Here is a 17,248-nt window from a genome sequence, read left to right as displayed (position 1 = left end):
GCCCTTACTCACCGTGAGGTCCGATCACAGAAGCGTTGGCGGCGCCCTGCCGCATCGTCTTCGGGTGGACGACTGGCCCGCGGCGTCGTAAAGGGCGCCCAAAGTTTCCGGTTTTCATCCCTCAAGAGGAGAATCTCTATGACCGTTCGCGTTGCAATCAATGGTTTTGGCCGTATTGGCCGCCTGGTCCTGCGCTCCATCATCGAAAACGACCGCAAGGACATCGAAGTTGCCGCGATCAACGACCTTGGCCCGGTCGCGACTAATGCGCACCTGCTGCGCTTCGACTCCGTTCATGGCCGTTTCCCGGCTGACGTCCAGGTCGATGGCGACAAGATCGTCATCAATGGCAAGCCAATCCTCTGCACCGCAATTCGCGACCCGAAAGACCTGCCGCACCGCGAACTCGACATCGATATCGCGATGGAATGTACCGGCATCTTCGCCGACAAGGAAAAGGCTTCGGCCCACCTTGAAGCAGGCGCCAAGCGCGTGCTCGTCTCGGCTCCGGCCACGAACGCTGACAAGACCATCGTGTTCGGCGTAAACCACGACCTGCTGACCAAGGACGACCTCGTCGTTTCCAACGCATCGTGCACCACGAACTGCCTCTCCCCGGTCGCCAAGGTCCTGCATGACCTGGTCGGCATCGAGAAGGGCATGATGACGACGATCCACTCTTACACGAACGACCAGCCGTCGCTGGACCAGATGCACAAGGACCTCTATCGCGGCCGCGCAGCTGCCGTGTCGATGATCCCGACCTCTACCGGCGCCGCCAAGGCTGTCGGCCTGGTCCTGCCGGAACTGAACGGCAAGTTGGACGGCATCTCGGTCCGCGTGCCGACGCCGAACGTGTCCGTCGTCGACCTGAAGTTCGTGTCCAAGAAGAAGACGACCCCGGAAGAAATCAATGCGGCGATCAAGGCGGCTGCTGACGGCCCGATGAAGGGCGTCCTCGGCTACACCGACCAGCCGAACGTCTCGATCGACTTCGTGCACGATCCGCACTCCTCGATCTTCCACCTCGATCAGACCAAGGTGATGGACGGCAATTTCTGCTCGATCCTGACCTGGTACGATAATGAGTGGGGCTTCTCGACCCGTATGGCGGACACCGCGCTCGCCATGGCGAAACTCATCTAAGCAAGGCAAAGGAGCCCTGTTCGTGTCGACGCCGGGTATTCCGAAGGATTTCTGGAACACTCGCTTCAGTGAACAGGGCTTTGCCTATGGCGAGAGGGCGAGCCGGCTGCTGCTGGCTTTCCGCGACCTGTTGCAGCCAGGCCAGCGCGCGCTTGTCCCCGCCTGCGGGGAAGGGCGCGACGCCGTGTTCCTGGCCGAATGCGGGCTGGACGTGACGGCGGTGGACATGTCTGCCGCCGGTCTCGCCAAGACCGCAGACCTCGCCGCCGCCCGCGGCGTCTCTGTTACCTGCATCGAAGCCGACCTCAGCGAATGGAGCTGGCCGAAAACGGAATATGACGTGATCGCATCCATGTTCCTGCACGTACCATCGCCGTTCCGGCCGACGCTGCACGCTTTCATGCTGGAATCGCTGAAGCCCGGCGGGCACGTCTTCCTGGAAGGTTTCCTTCCGGAACAGCTCGATTACCAGAAATCCCACAATTCCGGCGGTCCGCCCGTGCTCGACATGTTGTTTGCACCTGCCGACATCAGCCTCGATTTCAAGGACGCCGAAGCCGTGTCGTTCATGACCGGTATCGAAACCCTTTCCGAAGGCCCTTACCATTCCGGACCGGCGGCGCTGTTGCGCGCCGTGTTCCGCAAACCGGAGTAACACCCATGTCCGACTTCCGCCGTATCGAAGATGCCGGAGACCTGACCGGCAAGACCGCCCTTGTCCGCGTCGATTTCAATGTTCCGATGGCGGACGGCAAGGTCACTGACGACACGCGCCTGCGCTCTGCGCTGCCGACGGTTGAGGCCCTGCGCGGGAAGGGGGCGAAGGTTGTCCTGCTGGCGCACTTCGGCCGCCCGAAAGGTCAGATCGTTCCAGAGATGAGCCTGAAGCCGATCGCGGCAGCCTTTGCCGACGTGCTGGGCGCGCCGGTTCATTTTGCTGAAAACTGCGGCTTCGGCCCGAAGGCGAAGGCCTTCGTCACCAGCCGAGCCCCGCGTGACGTGATCCTGATGGAGAACACACGCTTCGAGGCTGGCGAGGAAAAGAACGACCCGGCGCTGGCCGAATCCATGGCGGCGTTGGGCGACCTGTTCGTGAACGATGCATTCTCGGCCGCGCACCGCGCCCATGCGTCCACGGAAGGCGTAACGCACTTTATTCCGGCCTATGCCGGCAAGGCGATGGAAACCGAACTCGACGCGCTGGAGAAAGCGCTCGGCACGCCGGAACGCCCGGTGATGGCCGTGGTCGGCGGGGCGAAAGTCTCGACCAAGATCGACCTCCTCAAGAACCTCGTTTCCAAGGTCGACATGCTGGCCATCGGTGGCGGCATGGCGAACACGTTCCTGGCTGCCCAGGGCGTAGATGTCGGCAAGTCGCTCTGCGAGCATGACCTGGCCGATACGGCGCTGACCATCATGAAGAATGCCGAAGAAGCCGGGTGCGAGATCCTGCTACCGCGCGATGTGGTCGTGGCGAAGGAATTCAAGGCGAATGCCGAGCACCGCGCCTGCCGGCCCGATGAGGTTGCCGCTGATGAGATGATCCTCGATGCTGGCATGATGACGGTCATGCATCTCGTTGCCGCCATGGGCCGGGCGAAGACGCTCGTGTGGAACGGGCCGCTCGGCGCGTTCGAACTGACGCCGTTCGACAAGGCGACGGTCGATGCTGCGAAGGCTGCTGCGCTCCGGGCGAAGGAAGGTCAGCTGATCGCTGTTGCAGGCGGTGGTGACACCGTCGCCGCACTGAACCATGCCGGCGTGGCGGCGGACTTCACCTTCGTCTCCACGGCAGGCGGGGCCTTCCTGGAATGGATGGAAGGCAAGCCGCTGCCGGGGGTGGAAGCGCTGAAAGCCTGATCCTTTCCGGCGAAATTTCGCATGGCGGTCCTCTTGAGGCTGAGGACTGCCTGCGGCAAATCGCGCAGGATTCGAACGGATCGGGCAGTTTTTGTGATTTCCAGCGCACAGCCGGAATCCAATTTTGGGTCAGCCCTGTCACCAGCAGGCACCCTATTTCTCGCCATCGACTGGCATAAGGTGCGGAATCGAACGAATTTCACGGTAAACCGGCAGGAATTTTCCAGCGGTTGACGCGGCCAACCGGCACGGTACTTGAACCCAAACTTTGCAAACTAGCACTGTTCACAGGATCCATTCAGAATGACGGTAGTTGAAATGGCAAACGAGACCATGACGAAGCAGGCAGCAGAGAAGGCGGGTTTTATTGCCGCGCTCGACCAGTCTGGCGGTTCCACCCCGAAGGCGCTGCGCCTCTACGGCATCGAAGAAGACGCGTACTCGAACGACGAAGAGATGTTTGGCCTCATCCACGACATGCGGGCCCGCATCATCAAGTCTCCGGCGTTCAATGGCGACAAGGTGATGGGCGCCATCCTGTTCGAGCGCACCATGGACGGCGAAATCGATGGCGTGCCGACCGCTGAATATCTCTGGAAAGAGCGCAGCGTCGTGCCGTTCCTGAAAGTCGACAAGGGCCTCGCCGAAGAAGAAAACGGCGTTCAGGTCATGAAACCGATGCCGGACCTTGACGCCCTGCTGGAGCGCGCCGTCGCCAAGGGTATTTTCGGCACCAAGATGCGTTCGGTCATCAATGCCGCGAATCGGGAAGGCATCGCCGCCGTCGTTGCACAGCAATTCGATGTCGGTCGTCAGATCCTGGGCCACGGCCTGGTTCCGATCATCGAGCCGGAAGTCACGATTTCCATCGCCGACAAGGCAGCAGCGGAAGACATCCTGCTCGCCGAAATCCTGAAGCAGCTGGACGCCCTCGGCGCTGACAAGCAGATCATGCTGAAGCTGACGCTGCCGGAGACGGCAAACCTCTACAAGCCGCTGGTCGACCATCCGCGCGTGATGCGCGTGGTTGCGCTGTCGGGCGGATATTCGCGCGACGAAGCGTGCCGCCGCCTGGCCGAAAACACCGGCATGATCGCCTCTTTCTCGCGCGCCCTGACCGAAGGCCTCTCGGCCCAGCAGAGCGACGCCGAGTTCGACGCGGCGCTTGCCGCATCCATCGACAGCATCTGCGCTGCCTCGATGGCCGGCTGATAACGGGGCCAGGCAGAGGCGGGGTTCCTGCCTCTGGACTTCCCGGTCAACGCAACGCCATATTGCCCGCCATTCCGATGGCGGGCATTTTCGTTCGCGTATCTCATGACCAAAGGGGAAATCATGCCGTTCAAGCCTGGCCTGCTCGCTGCCGTATCCGTTGCCGGACTCCTGCTGCTTTCAGGGTGCGGCGCGCCGCCCGAAGTGCCCGCCAATCCGGACCGCAGCGCCCTGTCTGACCAAGGCCTGGCCATGCTGGACGAACTGGTGCTGGCGCCGGACTCCGCAGAGGCCTTCACGGCGCGTTGCGATGCAGCCCTCGCGCAGGTCGAGAAAATGCTGACAGACCTCGAGACCCGGGACGGACCTGCCGGGGCAGGGGACCTGAAAGACTATGATGCCCTGCTGAACGTCGCTTTTGCGGTCGGTTATGGCGAAGCGTCGATCATTGCCGAGGCCAATCCGGATCCGGCGATCCGGGAAACCGGCGACACCTGCCAGCAGAAAACATCCGACATGACGACCCGGATTTCGCTGTCCCGTCCGGTCTATGACCGGCTCTCCACGATCGATGCCACGAGGCTGGACGACCGGTCCGCCTATCTGCTCGACCGGACGCTCGGTGAATACCGCCGTGCCGGGATCGACAAGGATGAACCGACCCGGGAAAAGGTTCGCAGCCTCAATGCCGAACTGGCCGAACTGTCGACGGAGTTCAACAAGAACCTCCGCGAGATTCAGGGCAGCGTGAAGGTGACGCCGGAAGACCTTATCGGTTTGCCGGAAGACTACATCAGCGCTCACCCGCCGGGCGATGATGGCTTGGTCACGATCACGACGGATTATCCCGACCTCTTTCCTGTTTTTACGTATTCGCCGAATGAAGATCTGCGCAAAGCGATCGCTTCTGAAGCACAGAACCGGGCCTATCCGGAGAACGTGGCGTCGCTACGCGGTATCCTCGAAAAGCGCTACGAACTGGCGACCACGCTCGGCTATGACAATTGGGCGTCCCTGATCACCGAAGACAAGATGACCGGCTCGCCTGAGGTTGCGAGCGACTTCCTGGAAGCAGTAGAGGGCGCTGCCCGCAACGCCGCCGAACTGGAATATGACCGGCTGCTGGCAAAGCAGCAGGAACTGGCCCCGGACGCGGCCAATGTGAACGACTGGAGTCGGAGCTATCTGGCAGAGCTGATCCGTCAATCCGACTATGAGCTCGACTCACAGGAAGTGCGGAAATACTTCGCCTTCAATGATGTGCGTGACGGTATTTTTGCGCTGGTGCAGGATCTTTTCGACGTCGAGATCAAGCCCTGGGACGGCGCGCCGGTCTGGCAGGAAAGCGTCAGCGCCCACGAAATGTACCAGGACGGAAAGCTGATCGGCCGTTTCTTCCTCGACATGCATCCGCGCGATGGCAAGTTCAAGCACGCTGCGGCGTTCCCGATCCGCTTTGGTCCGACCTCGGATGGTGTGCCGGTGGCCGCACTGATGTGTAACTTCCCGGCCGGTGATCACACGACTGGATTGATGGAGCACGGGCAGGTTGAGACTTTCCTGCATGAGTTCGGCCACCTGATCCATGACATGTTCTCCGGCCAGCCGGACTATGCGAACCTGTCCATGGCCAATCTGGAGTGGGACTTCATCGAGGCGCCATCGCAGATGCTGGAGAACTGGGTCTGGGATTATGACACGCTGGCCAAGTTCGCGAAGGACGCGGACGGGAATGTGATCCCGCCGGAACTGGTGGAAAAGATGGTCGCCGCGCGCGACTTCGGCATCGGTGTCGGCACGCTGCGCCAGCTGCTCTACGCCAATGTTTCGCTCGACTATTACAATCGTCCGCCTTCAGAGGTTGATTTCAATGAGATCTGGAACGAGAACCAGTCGAAGCTGAGCCCGTTCGAAACGCTGCCGGAAGCTCACCCATATGCCAGCTTCGGGCATCTCGATGGCTATTCGGCGATCTACTACACCTACCAATGGTCGCTCGCCATTTCGACGGATCTGTTCTCGGAGTTCGAGGCAAACGGACTGCGGGATGGAGCGACGGCCAAGCGCTATCGCGATCTTGTCCTCGCGCCAGGCTCGTCCAAGCCGGCCGCCAAGCTGGTGCATGACTTCCTCGGTCGCGACTGGTCGCCGGAAGCTTATGAAGCCTACCTGCTGAACGCGGCAGAAGCCGAAACGGACGAATAAGGTCCAGGATGAAGTGGCAGGTCGTCTATTCCGGTATTCTGTCGGCCGGGATGAGCGGCCTGGTCGCCCTGATCGTGACGGCCATCAATACCGGTATCGATGCGGGCCTGGCGGCGCGGTGGCTGAGTGCATGGGCACTCGCTTTCCCGGCTGCCTGGTTCGCCGCGATATTCTGGGGCCCGTTCGCCCGCCGGATCGCCCGCTTGTTCGTCCGGCCGCCGGTGGAATGAGCCATGCCGCAGCGGGCCGCTTGCCGCCAGCCCGGAACCGTCGCATCTAGGCGCCATGTCGGAACCTGAATACACCCGCCCTCGCACACGCCTCTACCTGATCACGCCGCCGCGTATCGATGATGTCGACGCGTTTGCTGCGCTGCTGGAAACAGCTTTTTCAGCCGGGGACATCGCCTGCCTCCAGCTGCGCCTGAAGCAGGCGGATGGTAGCATCGATGAAGCGGCCACGCGGGACGTGAGCGCTGCGATGACCGAGATGGCCCAGGCTTATGGCGCCGCCGTCCTGATCAATGACAGCCCACAACTGGCCGTCGAGCTTGGCGCCGATGGCGTGCATGTCGGCTGGGATGATGTTCCGGTGAAAGAAGCCCGCGCGATTGTCGGCAAGGACATGATCGTTGGCGCGACGGCGAAGAACTCGCGCCACGTCGCCATGCAGGCAGGGGAGGCGGGCGCCGACTATGTTGCTTTCGGTGCGTTCTACCCGACCGGGACCAAGGCCGGCACGGTGCCTGCCAGCACCGACCTGCTGGAAATCTGGCAGGAGAGCATGGAAATCCCCTGCGTCGCGATTGGCGGCATTACGGTGGAGAATGCCGCGCCGCTGGTGACGGCCGGTGCTGATTTCATCGCTGTCTCGGCCGGTGTGTGGGACCATCCGGACGGCGCACCAGCGGCCGTGGCAGCCTTCAATGCCCTCTTCGATTCCTTGGCAGCGGATTAACACTCCGGCGCCTTGACCCTTCGGCGACAAAGGCTTACGCCGCCCGCTCTTCCGCAAGAATTGCGACCGGACGCTGTTTCACATGTCAAAGCCTTCTCCCGTTGGATCCGTAATGATCGCTGCCGCCCGCGCCGCCGGGCGTTCCCTGGCGCGTGATTTCGGTGAAGTCGAAAACCTCCAGGTCTCCAAGAAAGGCCCGGCAGACTTTGTCTCCAACGCAGACCACCGGGCTGAAGAGATCATCTTCACGCACCTCTCCAAGGCACGCCCCGGCTATGGTTTCGTGATGGAAGAGCGCGGCATTGTCGAGGGCACGGACAAGTCCAACCGCTTCATTGTCGATCCGCTGGATGGCACGCTGAACTTTCTGCACGGTCAGCCGCATTTTGCCGTCTCCATCGCGCTTGAGCGTGACGGCGAGCTTCTGACCGGTGTCATCTTTGATGTCGCCAAGAACGAGATTTTCTGGGCCGAGACTGGCCGCGGGGCCTGGCTGGACAATCGCAAGCTGCGTGTGGCCGCCCGGCGTGACCTGCACGAGACCGTGATTGCCACCGGCACACCCTGGCACGGAATTCCCGGCGAAACCCATATCAGCTTTGCGCGCGAGATCGCCGCGATGACGCCCGCTACCGCTGGCATTCGCCGTTACGGCTCGGCGTCACTGGACCTTGCGTGGGTTGCTGCCGGGCGGTTTGATGGCTTCTGGGAGCGTGGCTTGAAGCCCTGGGACATCGCAGCTGGCATCGTGCTGGTGCGTGAAGCCGGCGGCATGATCAGCGAGATCGATGGTGGGGACGTGCTGCAGACAGGCTCGATTCTGGCGGCCAATAGCGACCTGCATCCGAAGCTCGAAAAGCAGATCCGCCACGCGGCATCCTTCGGAAAAGCGGCTTCCGTCTGAGCGCTCTTACCAGTGGGTAAAACCAGAATTAATAGATGACGCTCGCGTCACCTATTTCATTCTCCGTAAAAATACGTAGTCTGTGTCTCATGACACAGCCAGATACAGACGTTCTCATCATCGGTGCGGGCCTTTCGGGCATCGGCGCTGCCGTTCACCTCGGCAAGCAATGCCCCGGCAAGACCTATCGAATCTTCGAACAGCGAAGCGCCATGGGCGGGACCTGGGACCTGTTCCGCTATCCCGGCATCCGCTCGGATTCGGACATGCACACACTGGGCTTCAACTTCAAGCCCTGGACCGAGGCCAAGGCGATCGCCGACGGTCCGTCGATCCGGAACTATATCCGCGAAACAGCGGATGAGCACGACATCACCCGGCATATCCAGTTCGACACGAAGATCGTGGCGGCGGACTGGTCCAGCCCAGACCAAGTCTGGCACATCACGGCGAAAGACACCAAAACCGGCAAGCGGACCGAGCTGACCACGCGCTTCCTGTTCATGTGCGGCGGCTACTACAACTATGATGAGGGCTACCGTCCGGAATTCCCGGGTGAGGAAAACTACAAGGGCCAGTTCGTCCATCCCCAGCACTGGCCGGAAGATCTCGACTATTCCGGCAAGAAGGTCGTCATTATCGGGTCCGGCGCAACGGCAATGACGCTGGTGCCTGCCATGACCGACAAGGCCGAACACGTCACCATGCTGCAGCGCTCGCCGACCTATGTCGTCTCGCGCCCAGCCGTGGACAAGTTTGCAAACTTCCTGCGTGCGATCCTGCCGGACAGCTGGGCCTACACACTGATCCGCTGGCGGAATGTTGCCTTCCAGCAATACTTCTTCCGCAAGACCCGGGAAAATCCGGAACAGGCCAAAGAGCGCCTGTTGAAAATGGTGCGCGAGGAGCTGGGCCCCGACTATGACGTCGAGAAGCATTTCACGCCGCATTACAATCCGTGGGAGCAGCGCCTCTGCCTCGTGCCGGATTCGGATCTGTTCAATGCGCTGAAGTCCGGCAAGGCGAGTGTCGAGACCGACCATATCGAGACCTTCACCGGGAAGGGGATCAAACTGAAGTCCGGCAAGGAGCTGGAGGCCGACATCGTGGTGACCGCGACGGGCCTGAACCTCATCTTCATGAACGGTGTCGACGTCTCCCTGGACGGCACGAAGGTCGATCCTGGCAAGCTGCTCAACTACAAGGGCGTCATGCTGTCGAATGTGCCGAACCTGGCTGTCACCTTCGGCTACACCAACGCGTCCTGGACGCTCAAGGCGGACCTGACCAGCGAATATGTCTGCCGTCTGATCACGCTGATGGACCAGAAGGGGGCGACTTCCGCGATGCCTTACCTTTCGGCTTTCCCGAACGAGACCGAGCCTTTTGTGGACTTCTCATCCGGCTATTTCCAGCGGGTGATGGACCAGTTCCCGCGCCAGCATACCGAGGCGCCGTGGAAGCTGCATATGAGCTATTTCACGGACCGGAAGAATTTGCGCGAGCTGCCGATCGAGGATGGCGTGCTGCAGTTCACGACGCCTGCTGACACCGCTTCCGACAAACCAGCCCTCCAGGCGGCGGAATAACCGCCTCTAAACAAAGGCCTGCAGGCTTCCTATCTGTATTCCTGTATGGGGCGTACAGCTAAAGGAGTGTCTGTATGTGGTTGTGGCTATTGTGGTGGTGCGTGGATGATCACATCGCCGAAGCGGTCGGTGCGCCGGGCCTTGGCGAATTGCCGATCTGGGTGCCGCTGATCCTGTCGCTTGCCTTCGCCTTCACGGTAGATGGCAAAGTGAAAAAGTGGAAGCGCAGCTGATGCACTGACCGACAGCAAGCAGCGGGTGGTTCACTCATTTACGATTCGCCAGACAGGGCCTGAATTCAGGATCCGGAGGCGGACATGCGACTGGCAGGTAAAACAGCGATCATCACCGGAGCAAGTTCCGGTATTGGCAAAGCCGCTGCGCTGCGGTTTGCGGAAGAGGGGGCTGTCGTCATCCTCGGCGGCCGCCGGGAAAGTGAACTGGCGGCACTCGCCGACGAGATTTCCTTAAATGGCGGGCAGACTAGCTATGTGGTTGGGGATGTAACGTCTCCAGACCATTTTGCCGCTTTGAGTGACGCCGCCATCCGCACGACCGGGCGATTGGATATTGCTTTCAACAATGCTGGCATCACGGGCGATGGTGCACCGGTTGAGTCTATGAGCCTGGCCAATTGGAACAGCGTGATCGTGACCAATCTGACCAGCGCCTTCCACGCTGCGCAGGCGCAGATCCCATTGATGCGCGCGGCTGGCGACGGTGCGCTGATCTTCACGTCCAGCTTTGTCGGTCACACGATCGGCCTGCCGGGCATGGGCGCTTATGCGGCCAGCAAGGCCGGGCTGATCGGGCTGGTGCAGGTGCTGGCCGTCGAATTGGGGGAGGCGGGTATTCGCGCCAATGCGTTGCTGCCCGGTGGGACACGCACGGGCATGTTGTCTGGCGGGCCAGAGGTGGAGGCTGCGATTGCCGGTCTCCATGCGCTGAAGCGGATCGCCGAGCCGGAAGAGATCGCCAATGCAGCTTTGTTCCTCGCTTCAGACGAGGCCCGCTTCATCACCGGGTCTGCCATGCTGGTCGACGGCGGCAACTCCATTTGCAAGGCCTGAAGGATCAGCCTTCCGCAAACTGTAGTTCGGCGAGGCGGGCATAGAGCCCGCCTTTGGCCACCAGTTCCTCGTGGCTGCCCTCCTCGACGATTCGCCCGTGTTCCATGACGACGATCCGGTCGGCGCGGCGCACGGTTGACAGGCGGTGCGCGATGACAAGCGTCGTGCGGCCTTCGGAAGCATTCTCGATGGCCCGGCGGACAGCGGCCTCGCTCTCGGAGTCGAGCGCGGAGGTGGCTTCGTCCAGCAGGAGGACCGGCGCATCGCGTACCAGCGCGCGGGCAAGCGCGATCCGCTGGCGCTGGCCGCCGGAAAGGCTGCGGCCCTTCTGGCCGAGCGGTGTGGCAAGGCCTTCCTTCTCCGACAGGAAGTCCATCGCCTCTGCCATGCGGGCGGCATGTTCGAACAGTTTTTCGTCCGGGTTGTCCGTACCGAAACCGATATTCTCGGCGGCTGTGCCGGTGAACAGCGCTGATTCCTGCGGCGCATAAGCAAAATTGCGCCGCCAGTCGCGCGGGGTGACCTCTGCCGAGGAGAAGCCATCCAGCGTCACCTGACCGGATTGTGGATCGAACAGGCGCAGGGCGAGGCGGAACACCGTCGTCTTGCCTGCCCCGCTCGGACCGACCAGAGCGACGAATTCGCCGGGCTTCACCGACAGGGAGAAATCTGTCAGCGCGGAGACGGGCTTTCCGTCATTGGTGGCTTCGTCATAGGCGAAGGTCACGTGATCAAAGGCAAGTGCGCCAGTCACCTTTTCCGGCATCGGGCGGGGCAGGGCGGGCGGCGCGATCTCAGGCTCCGCGTTCAGCACTTCGGCCGCGCGGTCTGCGGCGCCGGCGGCCCGCATCACTTCGCCATAGACTTCCGCCAGCATGCCGAAGCCGGACCCGGCATAGAGGGCATAGAGGACCATGGCGGACAGGTCCCCGAAGCTCATCTCGCCCTTGGCAACGGCCCGGGCGCCCAGCCACAGCACGCAGACAAAGCCGCCGAACAGCAGGACGGATACCATGACGATCATCAGGCTGCGCGCCGTGATCCGGCGCATGGCGGCGGCGAAGGTCGCTTCGACCGCCTCGGTGAAATTGGCGAGGCGGCTGTCTTCGCGGCTGTAGGCCTGCACCAGTTCGATGGCGTCCAGCGCCTCGGCGGCTTCGGCGCCGGCGTCTGCAAGACGGGACTGGGCCCGGTTCGACATGGTGCGGATGACCCGGCCAACGCCGACAACGGGCAGCATGGCGACCGGCAGCATGGCCAGCAGGGTCAGGCCCAGCTGCCAGTTTACCACCAGCATCATGGTCAGCGCGCCAAAGGTCGTGATCAGCGTCCGTGTCGCCATCGAGGCGGATGTGCCGAGGAACTGCTCGATCAGCGTGATGTCTGCCGTGAGGCGCGAGACCGCTTCACCGGAGCGCATTTTCGAATGGTAGCGCGGGCCGAGGGTCAGCAGGTGGGCGTAGAGGTCCCGTCGCAGGTCCGCCGCGATCCGCTCTCCGAAACGGGAGACGAAATAGAAGCGCACCGCGCCCAGCACACCTGAAGCGATGGCCGCTGCCGCCACCCAGAAGAAGGACCTGTCGACCAGTTCCAGCAGTTTCTGCGGGTCGCCGCCAGCCTGCCGGCCGCTGTCGGCTGCCTTGCCCAGCAGGATCGGCAGGGTCAGGCTGAGGGCAGCTGCACCGACAAGAAAGACGAGCGCGATCGCCACGGTGCGCCAGTGCCGACCGGCATAGGGCAGCAGCAGTCCCAGCGGCTTCAGGCTGCGCCCTTTGGGGCGGTTGATGGCCTGTCCGCCGCCCGGTTCCGTGGCGCGCCGGTCTATGGTTTCCTGGGATTCCGTGTCGGCCATGGGGAATACCTTTGCAGCACTGTGGAAATCGGGTGCTAGGCCCTCTTGCGAAAGGGGCTATCTTCAGTTACACGCGCCACTTCTGAAAACGGGCAGCAGCCACGCCCGCGCACCCCTACTGGTGAAGCGCGGCGGCCACAAGGCCCGCAGGTAACGGATCACAGAAGGGCGCGAGCCATGAAAAAAGAAGGTCATCCCGACTATCACTTCATCACCGTGGTGATGACGGACGGCACTGAGTACCAGACGCGCTCGACCTACGGCGCTGAAGGTGACCGCCTGGTGCTGGACATCGACTCCAAATCGCACCCGGCCTGGACCGGCGGCGACGGCAAGCTGATGGACCGCGGTGGCCGCGTGTCCCGCTTCAAGGACAAGTTCAAAGGCTTCGTCTAAGCCCGACGCTCCGTTTCACGGATGCAACCCGAATAGCCCCGGCCTGCAAGGCCGGGGTTTTTGTTTTGACCGGTACCTGCCGGGCTTAACCCTCCTTTAAACGGTCGCGCAGAGCCTCTCCCCAAACGCACAGGGAGAGGCCCATGGGACGGAGCGGCCGGCTCAAGGAATGGTTGATCACATTCGTGGTGCTTGCCGGCATCGCGTTCGGCGTGGCGGTCGTTGCACGGGAACCCGTCGAACCGGCCGGCGAGGCCCTGTTCGATACTTCATCCGTTTACTGGTCTGATGGCGAATCCGGACGGCTTGCGGATGGCACCAAATTCCGTCTGCACGGTGTAGACGCGCCTGAGACCGGTCCGCTGGACTGGTTATCCGGGGCAAAATGCGAGCGGGAACGCGAGCTCGGCTATCAGGCAAAGGCCGCGGTGCGCGAGCTGACCCGCGACCAGGTGCTCACCGTTTCCCATGATTACGGGCCGGACCGTTATGGCCGGTTGGTGGTCGACCTGTCGCTGGACGGACAGGATCTTGCCGCCCTCCTGGTCGCCGGTGGCACCCACAAGACCTGGGATTATGACGGCGGCGATGCCAAGCCGGAATGGTGTACGGGGCGTACACAAGGCCCGGTCACCGGATCCTGAACCTGATTGCACCCCTGAAAGGGCCAAATGGCTTGCCCGGCCGGCATCAGGGCACCTAGGCTGCGGCCCGGAACAGATATGACGGAGCTTTCCCGATGAATTACACGCCGAAGCGCTGGATCCGGCTTGGACTGGGCGCCGCCCTGATTGGCACGGCAGGCCTCGCCGCCTGCGGCGGAGAAGGGGGCGAAACCGGTGAAACCGCCATGACCGCGCCGGGTGAGGCCGGATCCTATGGAGAAGGCGGTGAAATGGGCGAAGGTGAGGGGGGTGAAGGCGGGGAAGGCGTTGCGGCGCTTGATCCGGCCCTGTTGCTGCCGGTCGACCAGCGCGCTGCGATGATCTCCAGCGAGGTCACTGTGGCCACAGCGCTCGCCCGGGCAGGGCAGCTGGAAGATGCTGCCGAACACCTCCGCATTGCCTTGGACGAGATCAAGCCAGGCGGCCTGACCCGTCTCGTCGAGCAGGGCTTCGATCCGGACCTGATCGAAACGGCTGAAACCGCGCTTTCCAGTGGCGCGGCGCCGGAAGTCATCGAAGCAAAACTTGGGGCAGTTCAGGCGAATGTTGCGGAACTGCAGGCCAATGCCGGGGGTGACCCGGTCGAACTGGTCGTTTTCCTGATGAAGCGCTGCGAGAATGCCTACCGGGCCGGTGTGTCCTTTTCGAATGAGATCGACGATCCGATCCTTTACCAGAAATCCTATGGCTATGCCGTCGCCGCGCAGGAAGCGGCGGGCCGGATTGAGTCTGCCGATGCCAGCAGCCTTCAGCTGGAACTGAAAATGCTGGTCCTCATGTGGCCGTCTGCAGGGCCGATCGCAGGTGACCTTCCGGCCCCGCCTTCCACTTTCCTGTCACAGGTCAGCCGGATCGGGCTGGAGCTTTCAACGTTCGAGTAGGGCGTCGATAAAGCCGACCGCTTCGAAGGATGCCCAGTCCGCTTCGCCGGCGAGACGGGCGATTTCCGTGCCGTCGGGGCTGTAGAGGATGCTGGTCGGGAAGCCCTGGACGCCGCTGTCATAGACGAGTTCGTACTGTTCCGGCGTCACGATGCGGAACGGAATGTTCGGCGCGCCGAGCTGGCCGAGGCGTTTTTCGGCATAGTCCTTGTCTTCGGCGGCATCGACGCTGATGGCCACAACCTCGAAATCATCCCCGCCACGCGCCTTCTGCAGGGCGCCGAGCGACGGCATTTCCTTTTCGCAGGGCGCACACCAGGTTGCCCAGAAATTCACGAGAATGAGCTTGCCCTTGAACTCGTCCAGCGTGTGGGCTGACCCATCCGCCAGGTAGAAGGGTGCGGTGCCAGCCGGCTCTCCCGAACTGGTGAAATCGAGCTTTTCGAGCGAACCTGTTGCGTACTTCGCAAGCGGGTTTTCATCAGTTTTTCCGATGCCTGCGCTGATCAGCACGTAGACAATTGCGATCACTCCGACCAAGAAGAGGCCGGGAATGGCGTAGCGCCTCATGTTTGCGCCTTCCGTAGGTTTGTTGAAGGGGTATGCCAATGACCAGCGGCAAAGGCCAGACGATGTGGGGAGGACGGTTTGCCGCGACCCCGTCCGACATCATGGAAGAAATCAACGCCTCCCTCGATATTGACCGGCGCATGGCTGAGGAAGACATCGCCGGCAGCCGGGCCCATGCCGACATGCTGGCGGAGATGGGCATTATTTCGTTCGATGACAATGAAGCCATTCAGGCCGGGCTGGATCAGGTGCTGGACGAGCTGCGCGACGGGACGTTCCCGTTCCGGCGCGAGCTGGAAGACATCCACATGAATGTCGAGGCGCGGCTGAAGGAAATCGTCGGCGAACCGGCGGGCCGCCTGCACACGGCCCGGTCCCGGAACGACCAGGTGGTGACCGATTTCCGCCTCTGGACGCGCCGGGCGCTGGATCATTCCGCCCGCCTGATCGGCGGCCTTCAGGGCGCGCTGATCCTTCGCGCGGAAGAGCATGCGGGAACCATCATGCCGGGTTTCACCCATCTTCAGACCGCGCAGCCGGTGACGCTTGGCCATCACCTGCTGGCCTATGTCGAGATGACGTCGCGCGACTGGACCCGCCTGTCGGACTGCGCCAACCGCCTCAATGAATGCCCGCTGGGCGCCGCGGCGCTTGCTGGAACGGGGTTCCAGATCGACCGGGACATGACTGCCGAGGCGCTTGGCTTCGCCCGCCCGATGGCAAATTCCCTCGATGCCGTGTCTGCGCGTGACTTCGCGCTGGAAGCGCTGGCAGCGCTTTCCATCGCAGCAACGCATCTGTCGCGCCTGGCGGAAGAGATCGTGCTTTGGACCAGCGCCCAGTTCGCCTTTGCGCAACTGACCGACGAATGGTCGACCGGTTCCTCCATCATGCCTCAGAAGCGCAACCCTGATGCGGCTGAGCTCGTGCGGGCCAAGGCGGCGCTGATCACCGGCTTCTATGCCGGCCTGCAGGGCGCCGTGAAAGCGCTGCCGCTCGCCTATGCCAAGGACCTGCAGGACGACAAGCGCCTGACGTTCGAAGCCTTTGACACGTTTGATCTCTGCGTGCGCGCCATGACGGGTATGATCGAGACGATGACCTTCAAGCCGGACAACATGCGAGCTGCCGCCGCCAAGGGCTTTTCGACGGCGACTGACCTTGCCGATTGGCTGGTGCGGGAGCTCGGCCTGCCGTTCCGCGAGGCGCACCACGTCACGGGATCGTTGGTTGCCATCGCAGAAGGAAAGGGCGTTGATCTCGCCGACCTGACGCTTGCCGACATGCAAAGCGTTCACAAGGACATTACCGAAGCCGTTTTCGACGTGCTGACGGTTGAAGCATCTGCCTCATCTCGGACATCTTATGGTGGCACAAGCCCTGTTCGTGTCGCCGAACAGGTGGCACAGTGGAAGCAGAGACTTGGACTGGAGTAACCGCCGCATGAAACGCCCCCTGGCCATTGCCGCCCTGATCCTCGGGACCCTGACCCTGCCGGCCTGCGGCCTGACAGGTGATCTGAAGCGCCCGGGCCCGCTATGGGGCGATCCGAACGATGTCGAGGCCGAACTCCCCGAAGGGAACACGTCGACGCTGCCGAAGCTGCCACCCCGCGCGGATGCGGAGGAGGCCGAGACCAGCGGCGATGATGAACTTCTGGGCGGCCCGGAGGACTGATTTCATGAACAAACGTGTTTTGCGGCCGGCCGGGCAATTGCTCACCGGTCTTGCCCTTCTTGGTGCGCTGGGTGCCTGTGTCGCGGCTGATGGGATCCGTGCGGTGAATGCGCCTGGCGCTTACGAGCCGCTTGCCGTGGCTGCCGTGGTCGAGCCGGAAGACGGCCCGCAAGTGAACCAGTGGGGCGGTATCGTGCCGGACGCGAAGCCCGTGACGCCCGTCGATGACGGCGCGCTCGCCGAAGTCGGCAGCTAGGCGGCGTC

At 62.4% G+C, this 17,248-nt stretch carries 19 protein-coding genes; 17 read left to right on the top strand and 2 right to left on the bottom strand.

Going from position 1 to position 17,248, the window contains the following annotated elements; genetic code table 11:
• The first annotated feature begins 138 nt into the window (after window positions 1–138).
• The 11 genes from gap (at window position 139) to HY26_RS12800 (ending at window position 10,943) form a co-directional block, all read left to right on the top strand.
• Window positions 139–1,146 carry a type I glyceraldehyde-3-phosphate dehydrogenase gene (gene gap, locus HY26_RS12845; RefSeq protein ID WP_034766656.1) on the top strand — a complete coding sequence of 336 codons (1,008 nt, stop codon included), beginning with the start codon at window positions 139–141 and terminating at the stop codon, window positions 1,144–1,146.
• Between the two features lie 22 nt (window positions 1,147–1,168).
• Window positions 1,169–1,801: a cyclopropane-fatty-acyl-phospholipid synthase family protein gene (locus HY26_RS12840; RefSeq protein WP_051600017.1), complete on the top strand. Its 633-nt coding sequence runs from the start codon at window positions 1,169–1,171 to the stop codon at window positions 1,799–1,801.
• Between the two features lie 5 nt (window positions 1,802–1,806).
• Window positions 1,807–3,006 (top strand): phosphoglycerate kinase, encoded by a 1,200-nt coding sequence (gene pgk / locus HY26_RS12835; protein ID WP_034766655.1) that lies wholly within the window; start codon window positions 1,807–1,809, stop codon window positions 3,004–3,006.
• A gap of 318 nt (window positions 3,007–3,324) precedes the next feature.
• Window positions 3,325–4,218, top strand: a complete 894-nt coding sequence (locus tag HY26_RS12830) for a fructose bisphosphate aldolase (RefSeq protein ID WP_034766654.1) — start codon at window positions 3,325–3,327, stop codon at window positions 4,216–4,218.
• Between the two features lie 105 nt (window positions 4,219–4,323).
• Window positions 4,324–6,423 (top strand): M3 family metallopeptidase, encoded by a 2,100-nt coding sequence (locus tag HY26_RS12825; protein ID WP_051600015.1) that lies wholly within the window; start codon window positions 4,324–4,326, stop codon window positions 6,421–6,423.
• Window positions 6,424–6,431: 8 nt separating this feature from the next.
• A complete protein-coding gene (locus tag HY26_RS12820) occupies window positions 6,432–6,653 on the top strand; it encodes a DUF2798 domain-containing protein (protein WP_034766653.1) in 222 nt (73 codons plus the stop codon).
• 55 nt (window positions 6,654–6,708) lie between these two features.
• Window positions 6,709–7,380, top strand: a complete 672-nt coding sequence (gene thiE / locus HY26_RS12815; RefSeq protein ID WP_034766652.1) for a thiamine phosphate synthase — start codon at window positions 6,709–6,711, stop codon at window positions 7,378–7,380.
• A gap of 82 nt (window positions 7,381–7,462) precedes the next feature.
• Complete coding sequence (locus tag HY26_RS12810; RefSeq protein WP_034766650.1) at window positions 7,463–8,284, top strand: inositol monophosphatase family protein; 822 nt, start codon at window positions 7,463–7,465, stop codon at window positions 8,282–8,284.
• Between the two features lie 89 nt (window positions 8,285–8,373).
• Entirely contained in the window at window positions 8,374–9,873 is a 1,500-nt protein-coding gene (locus tag HY26_RS12805) for an NAD(P)/FAD-dependent oxidoreductase (RefSeq protein ID WP_034766649.1), read from the top strand.
• Between the two features lie 74 nt (window positions 9,874–9,947).
• Window positions 9,948–10,106, top strand: coding sequence for a hypothetical protein (locus tag HY26_RS19150; protein ID WP_175354482.1), 159 nt, complete (start codon window positions 9,948–9,950; stop codon window positions 10,104–10,106).
• An 84-nt stretch (window positions 10,107–10,190) separates the two neighbouring features.
• On the top strand, window positions 10,191–10,943 hold the full coding sequence (locus HY26_RS12800; RefSeq protein WP_034766648.1) for an SDR family oxidoreductase: 753 nt from the start codon (window positions 10,191–10,193) through the stop codon (window positions 10,941–10,943).
• 4 nt (window positions 10,944–10,947) lie between these two features.
• Here the strand turns inward: HY26_RS12800 and HY26_RS12795 are convergent, their stop codons facing one another.
• A complete protein-coding gene (locus HY26_RS12795) occupies window positions 10,948–12,795 on the bottom strand; it encodes an ABC transporter ATP-binding protein (RefSeq protein ID WP_034766647.1) in 1,848 nt (615 codons plus the stop codon).
• 177 nt (window positions 12,796–12,972) lie between these two features.
• On the opposite strand from HY26_RS12795, the gene rpmE reads away from it, so the two are divergent.
• The 3 genes from rpmE to HY26_RS12780 all read left to right on the top strand — a co-directional run bounded on the left by rpmE (window position 12,973) and on the right by HY26_RS12780 (window position 14,737).
• Complete coding sequence (rpmE, locus tag HY26_RS12790; RefSeq protein ID WP_034766646.1) at window positions 12,973–13,191, top strand: 50S ribosomal protein L31; 219 nt, start codon at window positions 12,973–12,975, stop codon at window positions 13,189–13,191.
• 143 nt (window positions 13,192–13,334) lie between these two features.
• A complete protein-coding gene (locus HY26_RS12785; RefSeq protein ID WP_034766644.1) occupies window positions 13,335–13,835 on the top strand; it encodes a thermonuclease family protein in 501 nt (166 codons plus the stop codon).
• 95 nt (window positions 13,836–13,930) lie between these two features.
• Complete coding sequence (locus HY26_RS12780) at window positions 13,931–14,737, top strand: hypothetical protein (RefSeq protein WP_051600013.1); 807 nt, start codon at window positions 13,931–13,933, stop codon at window positions 14,735–14,737.
• On the opposite strand, the gene HY26_RS12775 is transcribed toward HY26_RS12780, so the two are convergent.
• Window positions 14,723–15,307, bottom strand: a complete 585-nt coding sequence (locus HY26_RS12775) for a TlpA disulfide reductase family protein (protein WP_051600011.1) — start codon at window positions 15,305–15,307, stop codon at window positions 14,723–14,725. The two genes, HY26_RS12780 and HY26_RS12775, sit on opposite strands and share 15 nt — an antisense overlap.
• A gap of 38 nt (window positions 15,308–15,345) precedes the next feature.
• Here HY26_RS12775 and argH point away from each other — a divergent pair, with 38 nt between their 5' ends.
• From argH to HY26_RS12760, 3 genes are read left to right on the top strand one after another with little or no spacing between them, the layout of a single operon-like run.
• Complete coding sequence (gene argH, locus HY26_RS12770) at window positions 15,346–16,743, top strand: argininosuccinate lyase (protein WP_034766643.1); 1,398 nt, start codon at window positions 15,346–15,348, stop codon at window positions 16,741–16,743.
• Between the two features lie 7 nt (window positions 16,744–16,750).
• Window positions 16,751–16,984 (top strand): hypothetical protein, encoded by a 234-nt coding sequence (locus HY26_RS12765; RefSeq protein ID WP_034766642.1) that lies wholly within the window; start codon window positions 16,751–16,753, stop codon window positions 16,982–16,984.
• Window positions 16,985–16,988: 4 nt separating this feature from the next.
• Entirely contained in the window at window positions 16,989–17,240 is a 252-nt protein-coding gene (locus HY26_RS12760) for a hypothetical protein (RefSeq protein WP_034766641.1), read from the top strand.
• Window positions 17,241–17,248 lie beyond the last annotated feature (8 nt).

Source organism: Hyphomonas sp. GM-8P (assembly GCF_003263315.1).
Lineage (GTDB): Bacteria > Pseudomonadota > Alphaproteobacteria > Caulobacterales > Hyphomonadaceae > Hyphomonas.
The sequence above is the reverse complement of the archived record's forward strand: the minus strand, read 5'-3'. Positions and strand labels throughout refer to the sequence as shown.